Source organism: Streptomyces sp. P9(2023) (assembly GCF_032436795.1).
Lineage (GTDB): Bacteria > Actinomycetota > Actinomycetes > Streptomycetales > Streptomycetaceae > Streptomyces.
The window spans coordinates 38,095-54,839 of record NZ_JAUPWM010000011.1 but is presented as its reverse complement, the minus strand read 5'-3'; the positions used below and the strand labels follow the sequence as shown (position 1 = coordinate 54,839).

10 protein-coding genes are annotated in these 16,745 nt (G+C 69.1%); 4 read left to right on the top strand and 6 right to left on the bottom strand.

Annotated elements, in window-relative coordinates; genetic code table 11:
- Window positions 1-114 precede the first annotated feature (114 nt).
- From Q5762_RS17580 to ngcE, 4 genes are all read right to left on the bottom strand, one after another.
- Entirely contained in the window at window positions 115-1,326 is a 1,212-nt protein-coding gene (locus Q5762_RS17580; protein ID WP_315893072.1) for an ROK family transcriptional regulator, read from the bottom strand.
- Between the two features lie 212 nt (window positions 1,327-1,538).
- The gene (locus Q5762_RS17575) at window positions 1,539-2,462 is read right to left on the bottom strand and encodes a carbohydrate ABC transporter permease (protein WP_315893071.1); all 924 of its coding nucleotides are present in this window, start codon (window positions 2,460-2,462) and stop codon (window positions 1,539-1,541) included.
- An 11-nt stretch (window positions 2,463-2,473) separates the two neighbouring features.
- A complete protein-coding gene (locus Q5762_RS17570) occupies window positions 2,474-3,397 on the bottom strand; it encodes a sugar ABC transporter permease (protein WP_315893070.1) in 924 nt (307 codons plus the stop codon).
- A gap of 71 nt (window positions 3,398-3,468) precedes the next feature.
- Window positions 3,469-4,917: an N-acetylglucosamine/diacetylchitobiose ABC transporter substrate-binding protein gene (gene ngcE, locus Q5762_RS17565; RefSeq protein WP_315893069.1), complete on the bottom strand. Its 1,449-nt coding sequence runs from the start codon at window positions 4,915-4,917 to the stop codon at window positions 3,469-3,471.
- 388 nt (window positions 4,918-5,305) lie between these two features.
- Between ngcE and Q5762_RS17560 the strand changes: the two genes are divergently transcribed.
- Window positions 5,306-9,124, top strand: a complete 3,819-nt coding sequence (locus tag Q5762_RS17560) for a GH92 family glycosyl hydrolase (protein WP_315893068.1) — start codon at window positions 5,306-5,308, stop codon at window positions 9,122-9,124.
- 153 nt (window positions 9,125-9,277) lie between these two features.
- Window positions 9,278-10,186: a VCBS repeat-containing protein gene (locus tag Q5762_RS17555; protein WP_315893067.1), complete on the top strand. Its 909-nt coding sequence runs from the start codon at window positions 9,278-9,280 to the stop codon at window positions 10,184-10,186.
- An 87-nt stretch (window positions 10,187-10,273) separates the two neighbouring features.
- Here Q5762_RS17555 and acnA read toward each other — a convergent pair whose 3' ends face one another.
- Window positions 10,274-12,994 carry an aconitate hydratase AcnA gene (gene acnA, locus Q5762_RS17550; RefSeq protein WP_315893066.1) on the bottom strand — a complete coding sequence of 907 codons (2,721 nt, stop codon included), beginning with the start codon at window positions 12,992-12,994 and terminating at the stop codon, window positions 10,274-10,276.
- Window positions 12,995-13,146: 152 nt separating this feature from the next.
- The gene (locus Q5762_RS17545; protein WP_315893065.1) at window positions 13,147-14,172 is read right to left on the bottom strand and encodes a LacI family DNA-binding transcriptional regulator; all 1,026 of its coding nucleotides are present in this window, start codon (window positions 14,170-14,172) and stop codon (window positions 13,147-13,149) included.
- A gap of 142 nt (window positions 14,173-14,314) precedes the next feature.
- Here Q5762_RS17545 and Q5762_RS17540 point away from each other — a divergent pair, with 142 nt between their 5' ends.
- Window positions 14,315-16,234, top strand: a complete 1,920-nt coding sequence (locus Q5762_RS17540; RefSeq protein ID WP_315893064.1) for an amidohydrolase — start codon at window positions 14,315-14,317, stop codon at window positions 16,232-16,234.
- A 129-nt stretch (window positions 16,235-16,363) separates the two neighbouring features.
- A complete protein-coding gene (locus Q5762_RS17535) occupies window positions 16,364-16,720 on the top strand; it encodes an extradiol dioxygenase (protein WP_315893063.1) in 357 nt (118 codons plus the stop codon).
- Window positions 16,721-16,745 lie beyond the last annotated feature (25 nt).

Here is a 16,745-nt window from a genome sequence, read left to right as displayed (position 1 = left end):
GCCTCCCTGACGAGGCCGCGACGTTGCGGCCGAGGTGGCTGGAAGTCAACTCGGCCCAGGAGTCACCGTCAAGAAGTAAATCCTTAACGAGATGGCAACGGTGCCATTCGTTATCTAAGTGAAGGCAGGAGCCGAGGCCTGGAGGGCGCCAGGCGGCGCGCTCTCCAGCAGGGTCGAATCGCCCATTTCGCTCAGTGCGAGCGCCAGCGCGCCGAGCACCTCCGCGCGGCCGCCGAGCGCCCCGGGGGCCAGCGACAACTGCCGGGCGGCGCTGGGGATGGCGTACCGCGAGACGGAGTCCCGGATGGGCCCGAGGACCAGCTCACCGGCCTCCGCGAGGTCGCCGCCGAGGACGACCCGGCTGGGGTTCAGCAGGTTGCAGAGGTTGGCGACGCCGCTGCCGATGTGGCGGCCGACGTCGGCGATCACCCGGCGGCAGCCGGGGTCGCCCTCGCGGGCCAGCTGGACGACCCGCTCCATGGTCAGATCGGGCCCGTGGCCGGGCTGGAGCAGCGGCAGGACGTACCGGGCGGCCGTGAAGGTCTCCAGGCAGCCCCGGTTGCCGCAGCGGCACACCGGGCCGGACTCGTCGAGCGTGATGTGCCCGATCTCGCCCGCGGTGCCGCCCGGCCCCCGGTAGACCCGCCCGTCGATGACGAGGCCGGCGCCGACGCCGCTGGCCACTTTGATGTAGGCCAGGTCCTTCACCCCGCGGCCGCTGCCCCAGACGAGCTCGCCGAGCGCGCCGAGGTTGGCGTCGTTGTCGACGTACACCGGCACGCCGAGCCGGCCGGACAGCTCGTCGGCCGGGTTGATGCCGCTCCAGCCCGGCAGGATCGAGGTGGAGCCGAGCGTGCCGGACGAGACGTCGATCGGTCCCGGTACGCCGAGGCCGACGCCGACGACCTTGTCGCGGCCGATGCCGGTGGCCCCGATCAGCCGCATGACCAGGCGCTCGGCCCGGTCGAAGCCCTCGGCGGAGGACGCGTCCACGTCCAGCGGCTCGGACTCCTCGGCGAGCACCTGGTGGGCCAGGTTGCCCACGGCGACCCGGAGGTGGGTGTGGCCGAAGTCGACGCCGATGACGATGCCCGCGTCCCCGGAGAGCGAGACGCTGCGGGCCCGGCGGCCGCCCGCGGAGGTGGGCGTCACCTCGACGGTGCCGCCGTCCTTCAGCTCCCGCACGATGTTGGAGACCGTGGCGGCGGACAGGCCGGTCGCCCGGGCGATCTCCGCCTGGGTGAGCGAGCCCGCCATGCGTACCGCACGGACCACCCGCTCGAGGTTGGCCCTGTGCAGAGATGTCTGCGAACCCGGAGTCTCCATCGACTCATCCACTCCCGCCTGCGACGGACGGCGTGATCGCCGCCCCGGCCGGGGCCGCGACTGTGAGACCCCAGCTTGTTCTCCAACTTGTGAACTCTAAGCTGACTCTTTCGGGCTGTCCCCCGTCAAGACCTGAGCGCAGACGGGCTCGAATGAGCCGAGGCCCCGGTGGGATGTCCCACCGGGGCCTCGGGTACGGAGTATGTGGCTGATTACTTGAGCGCGCCCGCCGTCAGACCGGCCTGCACCTGGCGCTGGAAGATCGTGTACACGACCAGAACGGGCAGCATGGCGATCATCATGCCGGCCATCAGCGCGCCCCAGTCGTTCTCGTACCCCTGCTGCAGCGCGATCATCGCCAGGCCCTGGGTGAGGACGTACTTGTCCTCCTGCTGGTTGAGCACCATCGGCAGCAGGTACTGGTTCCACTGGCCCAGGAAGTTGAAGATGCCGATGCTGATCAGGCCGGGCTTGGCCATCGGCACCATCACCTGGAAGAACGTCCGGGTGTGTGAGGCGCCGTCGATCATCGCCGCCTCCGCCACCGAGGTCGGCAGCGTGCGGAAGAAGGCCGTCATGAAGAAGACGGTGAACGGCAGCGAGTAGGCGATGTAGACCAGGATCAGTCCGTGGTACGTCGCCAGGAGCGAGCTGCCCGGGAACTCCCGCAGGACGAAGAAGAGCGGGATCACCAGCATGAAGACCGGGAAGGACATGCCGGCCACGAACAGGTAGTAGATGAACCTGTTCCCCGGGAAGGTGAAGCGGGCCAGCACGTACGCGGCCATGGAGCCGAGCACCATCGTGCCGATCACCGAGCCGCCGACCACGATCACGGTGTTGACGAAGTACTGGCCCATGTTCGCGTCGTTCCACGCGTTGGACCAGTTCTCCCAGTGCAGGACCGTCGGCAGGCCCCACGGGTCGGTGAGGATGCCGTTGCTGTCCTTGAAGGCGCTCCACAGCACCCACAGCAGAGGCACGCCGACCATGAGCGCCCAGACGATCAGGATGCCGTGGGAGAAGACGTTGAGGATCCCGCCCTCGGAGGAGCGGCCGGCCGTCGGGCCGAGCTTCCTGGTGACGGTGGCGGGCGTCTCGTCCTTCGCCACCTTCTCGATCTCTTCGGTCGTCATCCGCCGTACCCCTAGTACTCGATCCGCTCACGCCGCGCGAAGCGCATCGTGAGCACTGCGAAGGTCATCGTGACAATGAGCATCGCGATGCCCATGGCGGAGGCGTAACCGAACTGGCTGTCGCGGAAGGCCGTCAGATAGAGCCTCAGCGGCATGACGTCCGTGGCGCCGTCCGGGCCGCCCATGTTCACCGACATGATCTGGACCAGGGCGAAGGCGTCGAGCGCGATGATGCCCATGTACACCCAGCCGGTCTGGACGGTGTCCCAGAGCAGCGGCAGGGTGATCTTGAAGAAGGTGTGGAAGCGGCTGGCGCCGTCGAGCAGCGCCGCCTCGTAGATGTCCCGCGGGATGGAGGCCATCGCCGCGGAGAAGAGCACCACGTAGAAGCCGACGTGGCCCCAGACCATGACCGCGCTGATGCACCACAGCGCGAGGCTCTTCTCGCCCAGCCAGGAGTTCTGCAGGCTGTCCAGACCCACCGCGCCGAGCAGCGAGTTGAGCATGCCGTCCTGCGGGTCCGGGTTGTAGATGTTGAAGAAGATCACCGCGATGATCGTGATCGAGATGACCTGCGGGAAGAAGAAGACGAACTTGTACAGCTTGGAACCGGCCACACCGGTGACGACTTCGTTCTTCCTGCGCCTGCCGCCGACATTCAGCATGAAGGCGAAGAAGAGGCCGAGGCCGAGCGTGACGACCGGGACCAGCGCCAGCATGTAGACGTTGTGGCGGAGCGCGTTCCAGAAGTCGTCGCTCTCCCAGAGCTTCTGGAAGTTCTCGAGGCCGACGAACTTCGCCGTTCCCACCAGGCCGGACCAGTCGGTCATCGAGATCTGGAACGCCTGGACGAACGGCGAGATCACGAAGATGGCGTAAATGATCAGAGGCAGGGCCAGGAAGCCCACGATGAATCGGTATTTGCCGTGTTGCATGGTGCTCCCCGGCCCTTCCCCTCTTTTGACACGGGCGCTACGGAGGTAGCGCGTCAGGCGGTCCCAGCTGGTCAGGCGGTGCGCTTGAACTTGGCGACCGAGCTGTCCTTGGCCACCTTGTCGCATTCCTCCTGGGTCTTCTTGATCCAGTCGGCAGCCTTCAGCTCACCCGTGAGCAGCTGGCCGGTCAGACCGCCGATCTTCTCGTCGGTGAGCGCCGGGTACCACTCCTGCAGCTGAAGGCTGATCAGGTTGGTGCCGGCCTCCTTGAAGACCTTGCTGGCGGAGGCGAGGCCGGGCGAGAGAGTCATGCCCTCGGTGGCGTCCATGACACAGGTCAGGGACTTCACCTTGGTGGCGAAGTTCTGCGCGTGCTTCTTGGAGAGCATGATGCGCAGCAGCTCCATGCCGCCGACCGGGTTCTGACCCTTGGCCGAAACGAGGTAGGGCTCGCTCGGCTCGGCGCGCAGGGTGCCGTGCGGCATCTTGTCGCCGGTGCCGTCGAAGAGGGCGCCGACCGCCATGCCGAAGTCCGGCGGGGTGGTGGGGGCGGCCTCGTTCTCGACCCAGGAGCCGTTCGGGATGAAGACGGCCTTGCCCTTGTTCCAGGCGGTCTGGGACTGGATGTGGGTCAGGCCCTGGCTGCCTTCGAGGAAGTACTTCTTGGCGGCCAGCTCCTCGTAGTGCTCGACGACCTCCTTGACCGCGTCGTTGCTGGTCCACGCGTTGGGCTCAAGGTTGTCGATCGCGATCCACTTCTCCATGCCGCCGATCTTGGCGATCTGCGCGAAGAGGTTGAAGTGGACGTAGTACGGGTACTTTCCGGCGTACGTCCAGGGGGCGACGCCGGTCTTCTTGATCTCCCCGCAGAGCGTGACCATCTCGTCGAGGGTCTTGGGGTACGCCCAGCCCTTGGACTCCAGGAGCTTCTGCGAGTACCAGGTGCCGTAGATCGTGAAGGCGTAGTAGAGCACGTCGAACTTGTCGCCGTGCTTGCCCTTCTCGATGGTGCTCGGGTGGATGGTGTCCCGGACCTTCTTCGCCGGGTCGTCCATGGACGACGCGTCGAGGAGCACGTTCAGGTCCTGGAGCTGGCCCTGGGTGGAGAGCTTGTTCATGTCCAGGTGGTCGGCGCCGGAGTTGTCGATGACGTCCGGCGGGTTGCCGCCCGCGAAGCGCGGGGTCAGCTTCGGGCCGACCTGCTGGGTGCCGGTGTGCTTGACCTCGGCGCCGTAGGTGGCCTTGAAGTCGGCCTCCGCGTCCTTGGCGTACTGGTCGCCCAGACCGCCCTTGAAGATGAACGCCTCCAGCGCGGCGCCCTGCTTGACGCCGAGCGGGTTCTTCTCGGTCTTCTCACCGCCCGGTGCCTTCGTCGGGCCCTTCTCGCCGCCACCGCCACCGGTGGCGCAGGCGGAGAGGAAGCTCATCGTCGGCACCGAGATCAGACCGAGAGCGGCGGAGCGCTTGATCAGACCGCGGCGGCCGAGGCCCTCGTTGTTGTGCGCGGAGGTGGATCCCATGCTCAAGTCCTCGCCTTCATTCAGGACTCAGGCGGTGTACCGGTCGCCCGTTATCTGCTCGCCACAGGCGAAGGGCCCCGCCACCGCATTCGAATGCAGCTTGGGTCGTGCACGTACAGGCGTCGTGCCGTGGAGTGAGTGGTACGACGGTCCGGACGCCGACAGGTATAGTCCACTTTCCTTGCCCTGAGCAAGATCGAAAGCGACTTTGCGCGCCAGTCTTTCCCGAGTTGAGACCTCACGGATTATGACGGCGTATAAGTGCCGTTTCATCCCTCGACTTGCCGTCAACACCCTTGACACCACCTGACACTTGGCCTCCTACTGGAGCCTGCCCCTTTCGATTGACAACGTTGTCCAAATCCAGTGGCAGGAGCGGCGAGACGGCATGCAGCCCAGAATTCGCACCCGATCACGGTCCCGGAACCCCCGCTTCAGAGCCGCCGCGCTGCTTGCGTCGACGGCTCTGGTACTGAGCTCGGCGCCCTCGGTGGCACAGACACTTCCCGGCCAAAGGGATACATCCTCCCGGGAGTTCACCACCTCCTTCGAATCGGACGAAACTCAGCCCACCTGGCGTAACTCGGTCGACGTCGGAACGGACGGCGCCAAGCGGGCGTCGGGGGTCGACGGCGGATTCGCCAGTGGAATACCGGGCAATGTCACCGACAAGGTGGTGGCGCTCCGGGCCAGCGGTGAGAACGCCGGCGGGGGCGAGACCAAGGAGAACCTGGTCGACCTCCAGCCCGGCACGAAATGGCTGGTTTTCGAGCCGACCGCCTGGATCGAGTTCGACCTCGACGAGCCGGTCAAGGTGGTCACGTACGCCCTGACTTCGGCCAACGACGCGGCCGAGCGCGACCCGGGCGACTGGACCCTCAAGGGCTCGGCGGACGGCAAGGAGTGGACGGTCCTCGACACGCGGGCGGGCCAGAGCTTCGCCAAGCGCTTCGAGACCCGGACGTTCGACTTCGCCAACGACACGGCGTACGCGCACTACCGGCTGGAGATCACCAAGAACGCCGGCGCGGGTCTCACCCAGCTGGCCGACGTCCAGTTCTCGAACGGGGACGCCACCGCCCCCGTACCCGAGGAGATGCGCAGCCATGTCGACCGCGGCCCCGGCGGATCGCCGACGGCCAAGGCCAACGCCGGCTTCACCGGAACGAGGGCGCTGCGCTACGCCGGTACGCACAAGCCGGACGGCCGGGCGTACTCGTACAACCGGATCTTCGACGTGGACACCCGGATCGAGCGGGACACCGAGCTGTCGTACCGGATCTTCCCGTCGATGCCCGAGACGGATCTCAACTACCCCGCCACCAACGTGTCGGTGGATCTCGCCTTCACCGACGGCACCCATCTGAGCGAGCTGCGGGCCACCGACTCGCACGGCGGCGTGCTCTCCCCGCAGGGCCAGGGCGCGGCGAAGCGGCTCTACGTCAACCAGTGGAACCAGGTGTCGGCGCGGATCGGCGCGGTCGCGGCCGGGAAGACCGTGGACCGGGTCCTGGTGGCGTACGACTCCCCCAAGGGCCCGGCGAAGTTCCAGGGCTGGATCGACGACATCGCCCTGAAGCCGAAGGCGCCCGAGAAGCGGCTCGCCCGGCTCTCGGACTACGCCTCGACCACCCGGGGCACGAACTCCAGCGGCTCGTTCTCGCGCGGCAACACCTTCCCGGCGACGGCCGTCCCGAACGGCTTCAACTTCTGGACGCCGGTGACCAACGCGGCCTCCCAGAGCTGGCTGTACGAGTACGCGCGCGGCAACAACGCGGACAACCTGCCCACCGTGCAGGCCTTCGCGGCGAGCCATGAGCCGAGCCCGTGGATGGGTGACCGGCAGACCTTCCAGCTGATGCCGTCGGCGGCGGCCGGCGCTCCGCCGACCGACCGCACCGCGCGGGCGCTCGCCTTCCGCCACGAGAAGGAGACGGCCCGCCCGCACGAGTACGGCGTCACCTTCGAGAACGGCCTGAAGGCCGAGATGACGCCGACGGACCACGCGGCGATGATGCGTTTCACCTATCCGGGTGAGGACGCGAGCGTGGTCTTCGACAACGTCACCGAGCAGGGCGGTCTTACCCTCGACCCGGCGACGAGCTCCTTCACCGGCTTCTCCGACGTCAAGAGCGGGCTTTCGACCGGCGCCACCCGGATGTTCGTGTACGGCGTCTTCGACGCGCCGGTCACCGGCTCCGCCGCGCAGGGCGTGAAGGGCCACTTCCGCTTCGACGCGGGCACGGACCGTGTCGTGACCCTCCGGCTGGCGACCTCGCTGATCTCGGTCGACCAGGCGAAGGCGAACCTCGCGGACGAGCTCCCGGACGGCAGCCGCTTCGAGCGGGTGAAGGAGCGGGCGCAGGACGCCTGGGACCGGATCCTCGGCCGGGTCGAGGTGGAGGGTGCGAACCAGGACCAGCTGACGACGCTCTACTCCAGCCTGTACCGGCTGTACCTCTACCCGAACTCGGGCTTCGAGAAGGTGGGCGCGACGTACAAGTACGCGAGCCCGTTCTCCCCGATGACGGGCCCGGACACTCCCACCCATACCGGGGCAAAGGTCGTAGACGGGAAGGTGTACGTCAACAACGGATTCTGGGACACCTATCGCACGACCTGGCCGGCCTACTCCTTCCTCACCCCGAACAAGGCGGGCGAGCTGGTCGACGGCTTCGTGCAGCAGTACAAGGACGGCGGATGGATCTCCCGCTGGTCCTCCCCCGGCTACGCCGACCTGATGACCGGTACGTCCTCGGACGTGGCGTTCGCCGACGCGTTCGTGAAGGGCGTGGACTTCGACGCGGAGGCGGCGTACGAGGCGGCGCTGAAGAACGCCACGGTCGTGCCGCCGAGCCGGGGCGTGGGCCGGAAGGGGATGGAGACCTCCCCCTTCCTCGGCTACGCGTCGACCGAGACGCACGAGGGCCTCTCCTGGTCCCTGGAGGGGTACCTCAACGACTACGGCATCGCGAAGATGGCGCAGGCGCTCCACAAGAAGACCGGGAAGAAGCGGTACCAGGAGGAGGCGGCGTACTTCCTCTCCCGCGCGCAGAGCTATGTCTCGCTCTTCGACAGCAAGGCCGGCTTCTTCCAGGGCCGTGACCTGAAGGGCGACTGGCGGGTGCCGTCGTCCCAGTACGACCCGAGGATCTGGGGTTACGACTACACGGAGACGAACGGCTGGGGCTACGCGTTCACGGCGCCGCAGGACTCGCGGGGCCTTGCGCAGCTGTACGGCGGCCGCGGCGGTCTCGGCAAGAAGCTCGACACGTACTTCTCCACCCCGGAGACGGCGAGCCCGGAGTTCGTGGGCTCGTACGGCAGCGTCATCCACGAGATGACGGAGGCCCGTGACGTCCGGATGGGCATGTACGGCCACTCCAACCAGGTCGCGCATCACGTGCCGTACATGTACAACGCGGCGGGACAGCCGTGGAAGACGCAGGAGAAGGTCCGCGAGGTCCTCTCCCGCCTGTACACCGGCAGCGAGATCGGGCAGGGCTACCACGGCGACGAGGACAACGGCGAGCAGTCGGCGTGGTACCTCTTCTCTGCGCTGGGCTTCTACCCGCTGGTGATGGGCAGCGGGGAGTACGCGATCGGCTCGCCGCTCTTCACCAAGGCGACGCTCCGCCTGGACAGCGGCCGGAAGCTGGTGGTCGAGGCTCCTCGCAACAGCGCGAAGAACATCTACGTCCAGGGCGTGAAGCTCAACGGCGAGCGCTGGAACTCCACCGCTCTCCCGCACGACCTGCTGGCCCGGGGCGGCACGCTGACGTTCGACATGGGCCCGAGGCCCTCGGCCTGGGGCACGGGCAAGCAGGCGGCCCCGGTCTCGATCACCCCGGACGGCAAGGCCCCGTCGCCGCGCACGGACGCGACGACGGGCACGGGCCCGCTGGTCGACAACACCTCGGCCACGTCGGCGGCGGTGACGTCGGTCGAGCTGCCGGTCGCGGAGAAGACCCGCGCGGTGCAGTACACGCTGACGTCGGCGGGGGCGGAATCGGCGCCGTCGGGGTGGGTGCTGCAGGGCTCGACGGACGGACAGAAGTGGACGGACCTGGACAAGAGGTCGGGCGAATCCTTCAGCTGGAACCGCCAGACCAGGGCATTCACGGTCAAGTCGCCCGGTTCGTACGCGATCTACCGTCTGGTCCTCGCCGCGCAGGCCCAGTTGGCGGAAGTGGAGCTGCTTCGCTAACAAAGGGCGAACAGGAGCTTCTTACCGAAACAGCTCTGTCACAAACCAATTGACCCGTGAAGATGGTGTGCGAGGATCCAGGGGTCTGAGTGGTCCGCCGCGCCCTCACCAGGGCGCGGCGGACCCATTTCCACAGAGAAACTGGAGTGCTACGTGGCCACTTCTGGCCTGAACACCACGGGCATCCTGTCCCGTGTCACGGTCGCAGCGATAACCGCGGCCCTGGTCGCCACGACCACGTCGGCCATCGCGGCCGACAAGGCGCCCTCCGCCGAGCGCGCCACGAAGCCGGCGCCGTCCGCTTCGGCGTTCAGCACCGAGGCCGCGGCCGACGCTCCGGTCAACGCCCTCTACGGCGTGAACAGCAGCGGCACCATGTACGGCTACCCGCCGAACGGCGAGGGCGGCCTGGACGCCAAGCTCGAGGTCGGCTACGGCTGGAACTACGCCAAGCAGATGACGCAGGTCGACCACGACGCCGACGGCAGCGCCGACGGCCTCTGGAGCGTCACCGACGGCACGCTGCAGTACACGGCGTGGGGCGTGGACCCCGTCAACATCGGCACCGGCTGGGGCCAGTACAACAAGGTCACCTCGGCGGGCAACCTCGGCGGCGCCGCCGCGGACGACCTGCTCGCGCGCGACAACGCCGGCAACCTGTACCTGTACCTGGGCTACGGCAACGGCAAGCTGACCTCGCGCAAGCTGGTCGGCGGCGGCTGGGGCGCCTACAACCAGATCACCGGCAAGGGCGACCTGACCGGTGACGGCAAGGCCGACATCGTCGCGCGTGACGGTGCGGGCAACCTGTACCTGTACAAGGGCACCGGCAGCACCACGTCGCCCTTCTCCGCCAAGGTCAAGATCGGCGGCGGCTGGAACATGTTCAACAACCTGGTCTCGGTCGGTGACGTCGACATCGACGGCATCACGGACCTCATCGCCCGTGGCACCGACGGCGCCCTGTACCTGTACAAGGGCACCGGCAACGCCGTGGGTACGTTCAAGCCGCGCGTGTCGATCGGCAGCAGCGGCTGGAACACGTACCGCCTGCTGTTCTGATCGACGCCTTGAGCGCCTGACGGACAACAGCGAACGGGCCCCGCTCCTCTTCCGAGGAGCGGGGCCCGCTTCGTTGGCCGGTCGGTGTCAGCCGCGGATGAGGTTGCGGAGGACGTACTGCATGATGCCGCCGTTGCGGTAGTAGTCCGCCTCGCCCGGGGTGTCGATGCGGACGACCGCGTCGAACTCGACGCCCGTGTCCGTGGTCACCTTGACCGTGCGCGGGGTCGTGCCGTTGTTGAGTTCCTCGACGCCGGTGAAGGAGAAGGTCTCCTCGCCGGTCAGGCCGAGGGACTCGGCCGAGGCGCCCTCCGGGAACTGGAGCGGCAGGACGCCCATGCCGATGAGGTTCGAGCGGTGGATGCGCTCGTACGACTCGGCGATGACGGCCTTGACGCCCAGGAGGGCCGTGCCCTTGGCCGCCCAGTCACGGGACGAACCGGAGCCGTACTCCTTGCCCGCGAGGATCGCGAGCGGGGTGCCCTGCTCGATGTAGTTGCGCGAGGCGTCGTAGATGAAGGAGACGGGGGCGCCTTCCTTCGTGAAGTCGCGGGTGTAGCCGCCCTCGGTGCCCGGCGCGATCTGGTTGCGCAGGCGGATGTTGGCGAACGTGCCGCGGATCATGACCTCGTGGTTGCCACGGCGCGAGCCGTAGCTGTTGAAGTCACGGCGCTCGACGCCGTGCTCCGTGAGGTACTGGCCGGCCGGGGTGTCGGCCTTGATGGCACCGGCCGGGGAGATGTGGTCGGTGGTGACCGAGTCGCCCAGCTTGGCCAGGACGCGCGCGCCGACGATGTCGGTGACCGGGGTGGTCTCCATCGTCATGCCCTCGAAGTACGGGGGCTTACGGACGTAGGTGGACTCGGTGTCCCACTCGAAGGTGTTGCCGGTCGGGATCGGCAGCGCCTGCCACTGGGCGTCGCCCGCGAAGACGTCCTGGTAGGACTTGTTGAACATGTCCTCGCCGATGGCGTTGGCGACGACGTCGTTCACCTCGGCCTCGGACGGCCAGATGTCCTTCAGGAAGACCGGGTTGCCCTCGGTGTCGATGCCGAGCGCGTCCTTGGTGATGTCCACCTTCATGGAGCCCGCGAGCGCGTACGCGACGACCAGCGGCGGGGAGGCCAGGTAGTTCATCTTCACGTCGGGGTTGATACGGCCCTCGAAGTTCCGGTTGCCGGAGAGGACCGAGGTGACCGCGAGGTCGTGCTCGTTGACGGCCTTGGAGACCTCCTCCGGCAGCGGGCCGGAGTTGCCGATGCAGGTGGTGCAGCCGTAGCCGACGAGGTTGAAGCCGACCTTGTCGAGGTACGGGGTCAGGCCCGCCTTGTCGAAGTAGTCGGTGACGACCTTCGAGCCCGGGGCGAGGGTGGTCTTGACCCACGGCTTGCGGGTCAGGCCCTTCTCGACGGCCTTCTTCGCGACGAGCGCGGCGGCGACCATCACGTACGGGTTCGACGTGTTGGTGCAGGAGGTGATCGCGGCCACGGTGACGGCGCCGTGGTCGATCTCGTACGTCGAGCCGTCGGGGGCGGTCACGGTGACCGGCTTCGACGGGGCGCCGCCGTTCGGGTGGTTGGCCGGGGCGTCGGAGGCCGGGAAGGACTCCTTGCCCGCCTCGTCGACGTCGTCCACGTAGTTGCGCACGTCAAGCGCGAACTGCTGGGCCGCATTGGCCAGGACGATGCGGTCCTGCGGGCGCTTCGGGCCGGCGATGGAGGGGACGACCGTGGAGAGGTCGAGCTCCAGCTTCTCGGAGAAGTCGGGCTCGGCGGACGGGTCCAGCCAGAGGCCCTGCTCCTTGGCGTACGTCTCGACCAGCGCGAGCTGCTGGGCGTCACGGCCCGTCAGCTTCAGGTACTTGATGGTCTCGTCGTCGATCGGGAAGATCGCGGCCGTGGAACCGAACTCCGGCGACATGTTGCCGATGGTGGCGCGGTTGGCGAGCGAGGTGGCGGCGACGCCCTCACCGTAGAACTCGACGAACTTGCCGACGACGCCGTGCTTGCGCAGCATCTCGGTGATCGTGAGGACGAGGTCGGTGGCGGTGGTGCCGGCCGGCAGCTCGCCGGTCAGCTTGAAGCCGACGACGCGCGGGATCAGCATGGAGACCGGCTGGCCGAGCATCGCGGCCTCGGCCTCGATGCCGCCGACGCCCCAGCCCAGCACGCCCAGGCCGTTGACCATGGTGGTGTGCGAGTCGGTGCCGACGAGGGTGTCGGGGTACGCCTGGCCGTTGCGGACCATGACCGTACGGGCCAGGTGCTCGATGTTGACCTGGTGGACGATGCCGGTGCCCGGCGGGACGACCTTGAAGTCGTCGAAGGCGGTCTGGCCCCAGCGCAGGAACTGGTAGCGCTCCTTGTTGCGGCCGTACTCCAGCTCGACGTTCTGGCCGAAGGCGTCCGCCGTGCCGAACTTGTCGGCGATGACGGAGTGGTCGATGACCAGCTCGGCCGGGGAGAGCGGGTTGACCTTCGCCGGGTCGCCGCCGAGCTCCTTGACGGCCTCACGCATGGTGGCGAGGTCGACGACACAGGGCACACCGGTGAAGTCCTGCATGATCACGCGGGCGGGCGTGAACTGGATCTCCTGGCTGGGCTGGGCCTGCGAGTCCCAGGTGCCCAGGGCGCGGATGTGGTCGGCGGTGATGTTCGCGCCGTCCTCGGTGCGGAGGAGGTTCTCCAGAAGGACCTTCAGGCTGTAGGGAAGGCGCGCGGAGCCCTCGACCTTGTCCAGCTTGAAAATCTCGTACGACTCGTCGCCCACGCGCAGCGTGCTGCGGGCGTCGAAGCTGTTCGCCGACACGACAGTCTCCTTCTTCAAAGTGCGCGTATTACCGCCATGCTGCCGCCACGACTTCCTCGCCGATCCGCTAAGGTAAGGCTTAGTTAGGTGACCCTTACCGAGTGGGCGGCCCGCGGTGCGCCGTAAGCAGTTATCTCGATGTCGAGATAACTCTAGTACATGACCGCGCCGTGCGACGAGGCACGCACCCGTAGCGCGGCGGGGACGACGACCGGACGCGGGATTTCGGCGTGCTCGTATGCCGGTCCGGAATCCACGAGGCGGGCCAGGAGGGTGACCGCCGTGGCGGCCGTGACCTCGGGACGGAGCGTCACCGTGGACACCGGCGGGTCGGTCTCCGCGTACCCCGGATCCTCGCTCGCGCACACCAGCCGCAGCCGCCCCGGTACGGCGAGCCGGTGGCGCGCGGCGGCGGCGAGGACCTGGCGGCCGCCCGGGTCGTAGAGCGAGTAGACGGCGTCCGGCCGGAGTTCCGGGTCCGCCGCGCCGAGCAGCGGGTCGAAGGCGCGGCCCGCGCTGTCGGCCGGGTCGAAGGTGACCGGCAGCGGGCGCCGGCGGCGCTCCGCGCACCACTGTTCGTACGCCTCGGTGGCCGCGCTCGTGTAGTGGTCGCGGCCGTACCCCGCGTGCAGCGCGACGCGTTCGGCGCCGGTGGCGGCCAGGTGGTCGAGGACCTCGCGGGTGGTGGCGGCGTGGTCGTTGTCGACCCAGAGGTCGCCGGGGAGCGCGTCGCCCGGCACCCCGTCGAAGACCAGCGGGACGCCCCGCGCGCGCAGGGCGCGCAGCACCGGGTCGCCGACCGGGCTGTCCATGATCAGCATGCCGTCGACGGCGAGGGTGTGCCAGAGGCTCTCGGCGCCGCGCGCGGTGGGCAGGGTGGTGAGCGCGTAGCCGTGCTGGTGGGCGGCGGCGGTCGCGGCGGTGATGGCGCGGGAGAAGAAGGGGATGTCGGTGAGGTTCCAGGCGACGCCGGCGTAGGTGGTGACGGCGAGGCCGAGGGTGCGGGTGACGGGGGCGCGCGGCGGGCCGTAGCCGAGGCCGGTGGCGACCTCGCGGACCCGGCGGCGGGTGGCCTCGCCGACCCGGCCCGTGCCGTTCAGGGCATGCGAGACGGTCGCCGTCGACACCTCGGCGGCGCGGGCGATGTCGGCGAGGGTGGGTCCGGACACGGGCGTCATCGTACGGATCCGGTCGTGGCGGGGGCAGGGGGCGGCGGGAATTCGTCGTCCGGGGGCGCTTCTGGTTAAGGGGTTAATCGCCGAGGGTTCAGGCCACAACCGATCCGGCACCGCTGCGTTGCCGCCTGTTCCTGGAGTGGCCATGACTTCTTCCCTCACCCGACGGACCGTGCTCGCGGCGGGCGCGGCCGGATTGGCGGGCGCGGCCGGACTGGCGGGCGCGGCTGCGGGGCCGGCGGCGGCTTCGACGTCACGTGGCTCGGGGTCCGCCGCCGGTTCCGCCGCCCGGTCCGCGTCGCTGATCGTGCACAACGCCCGGGTCTTCACCGGACTGAGCGGCGGGCGGCCCGTCGAGGCGGTCGCCGTCGGACGGGACGGGAAGGTCCTCGCCACCGGGCGCGGCGGCGAGCTGCGCCGGCTCATCGGCCGGGACACCGAGGTCGTCAACGCCCGCGGCGGCACCGTCATGAGCGGAATCCACGACGGGCACGTCCACCCGCTGGGCGCGGGCAGCCGCTCGCTGCGGCCCTCGCTGGCGGGCGCGGAGACGACGGCGGCCGAGCTGACCGAGATCCTCACCGGCTTCCTCAAGGACTCCCCCGGTCAGGAACCCGACGGCTGGCTCGTGGTGGAGGACTGGAACCCGATCGGCCTGCTCCCGCAGGGCTCCGTGCCGCACCACACCCTGCTGGACGCGCTGCCCACCCGCCGCCCGGTCGCGCTTGTCGGCGGTGACGGGCACAACATCTGGGTCAACGCGCGGGCCCTGGAGATCGCCGGCATCACGGCCGCGACGCCCGACCCGGTCGGCGGCAAGATCGTCAAGGGTACGGACGGCAGGCCGACCGGTGTCCTCAAGGACGATGCCCAGCCGCTGGTCACCCGGCACATCCCGGAGCCGACCGAGGCCGAGCTGACCGCCGCCTGCGCCCGGGTGCTCGCCCAGGCGGCCGCCTCCGGGGTCACCACGATGATGGACGCCCTGGTGGGGCGCGGTGAGCTGAGGACGTATCAGGCGCTGGCGGCGGCCGGGCAGCTGCCGCAGCGGATCGTGCCGGCGATCCGGATCGAGGCGGAGCAGGCGAAGGACCCGGCGGCCGCGCTCGCGTACGCCCGCGCGCTGAAGAGCGAGTTCGGCGGCGTCCGGGGGCTGCGCTTCGGCATGGTGAAGGTGTTCCTGGACGGGGTGATCGAGTACCCGGCGCAGACGGCGGCGCTGCTCGCGCCCTATCTGGACGGCGAGGGCCGCCCCACCACGAACCGGGGCGAATTGTATGTTTCCGGTCAGGATTACGGGAAGTTGAGCGCCGCCTTCAACCGGGCCGGCTGGCAGATGCACGCCCACGGCCTCGGCGACCGCGCCGTCCGCACCGCGCTCGACGGCTACGCGTACGCGCGCCGCGCCACCGGTCTGCGCGACGCGCGCAACGCCGTCGCCCACCTCCAGCTCGTCGACCCGGCCGACCTCGGCCGGTTCGCGGCGCTCGGGGTGGTCGCCTGCATGCAGTTGCAGTGGGCGGCGCGCGACACCTGGACGATGGAGGCGCTGCTGCCGTACATCGGGCCCGAGCGGCACCGGTGGATGTACCCGGCGCGCAGCCTGGAGCGGCACGGCGCCCGGCTGGCCGGCGGCTCCGACTGGCCGGTCGACCCGCTTCAGGTGTGGAACCAGCTGCGGACCGCGATCGACCGGCAGGGCGCGGAGGGCGAGGGGGAGCTCTACCGCGAGCTTGAGGGCCTGAGCCGGGGTTCGGCGCTGCGGATGCACACGTACGGCACGGCCTGGCAGCTGCGGATGGACCAGCTGACCGGCACGGTCCAGCGGGGGCGGGCAGCGGACCTGATCCTGCTCGACCGCGATGTGACCAAGTGTCCGATTCCGGACATCAGCGACACGAAGGTGGAACTCACCCTGGTCGGCGGGCGAGCCGTGCACGACGCGCACACGGCGACGGGCCGGGCGGCCGCGGCCGGTCTGGCGCGGGCGGCGGCGGGGCCGCGACCGGCGGCGTACGCGGCGGTGCACGGCGGCGGCCGGCACAAGGCGTGCGGCTGCGGCTGAGCACTCGCGGGCGCTCAGGGCTCCTTCGGCCCACGGGGACCCGTACGCCCCCGGGGACCCGTACGCCCACGGGACCCGTACGGCCGCGGAAGGATTGCCGCGGCCGTACGGCGCGTCGAGGATCGGAGCATGTTCAGCGGTGCGCATGTGATTCTCTACACCCCGGACGCGGACGCCGACCGGGCCTTCCTCAAGGACGTCCTGCACCTCGGCCATGTCGACGCGGGCGAAGGATGGCTCATCTTCCGGCTGCCGCCGGCCGAGGTCGCGGTGCACCCGACGAAGGGCGAGCCGAAGCACGAGTTCTATCTGATGTGCGACGACATCACCGGTACGCTCACCACCCTCGAAGACCGCGGCGCGGTGATCTCACGGCCCATCAGCGACCAGGGCTGGGGCCTGCTCGCCGCCGTACGACTGCCGAGCGGCGCCGAACTGCCGCTGTACGAACCGCGCCACCCCACTGCGCACGACACGTCACCCTGACGGCCCACCCCCACGCGAGCGTCAT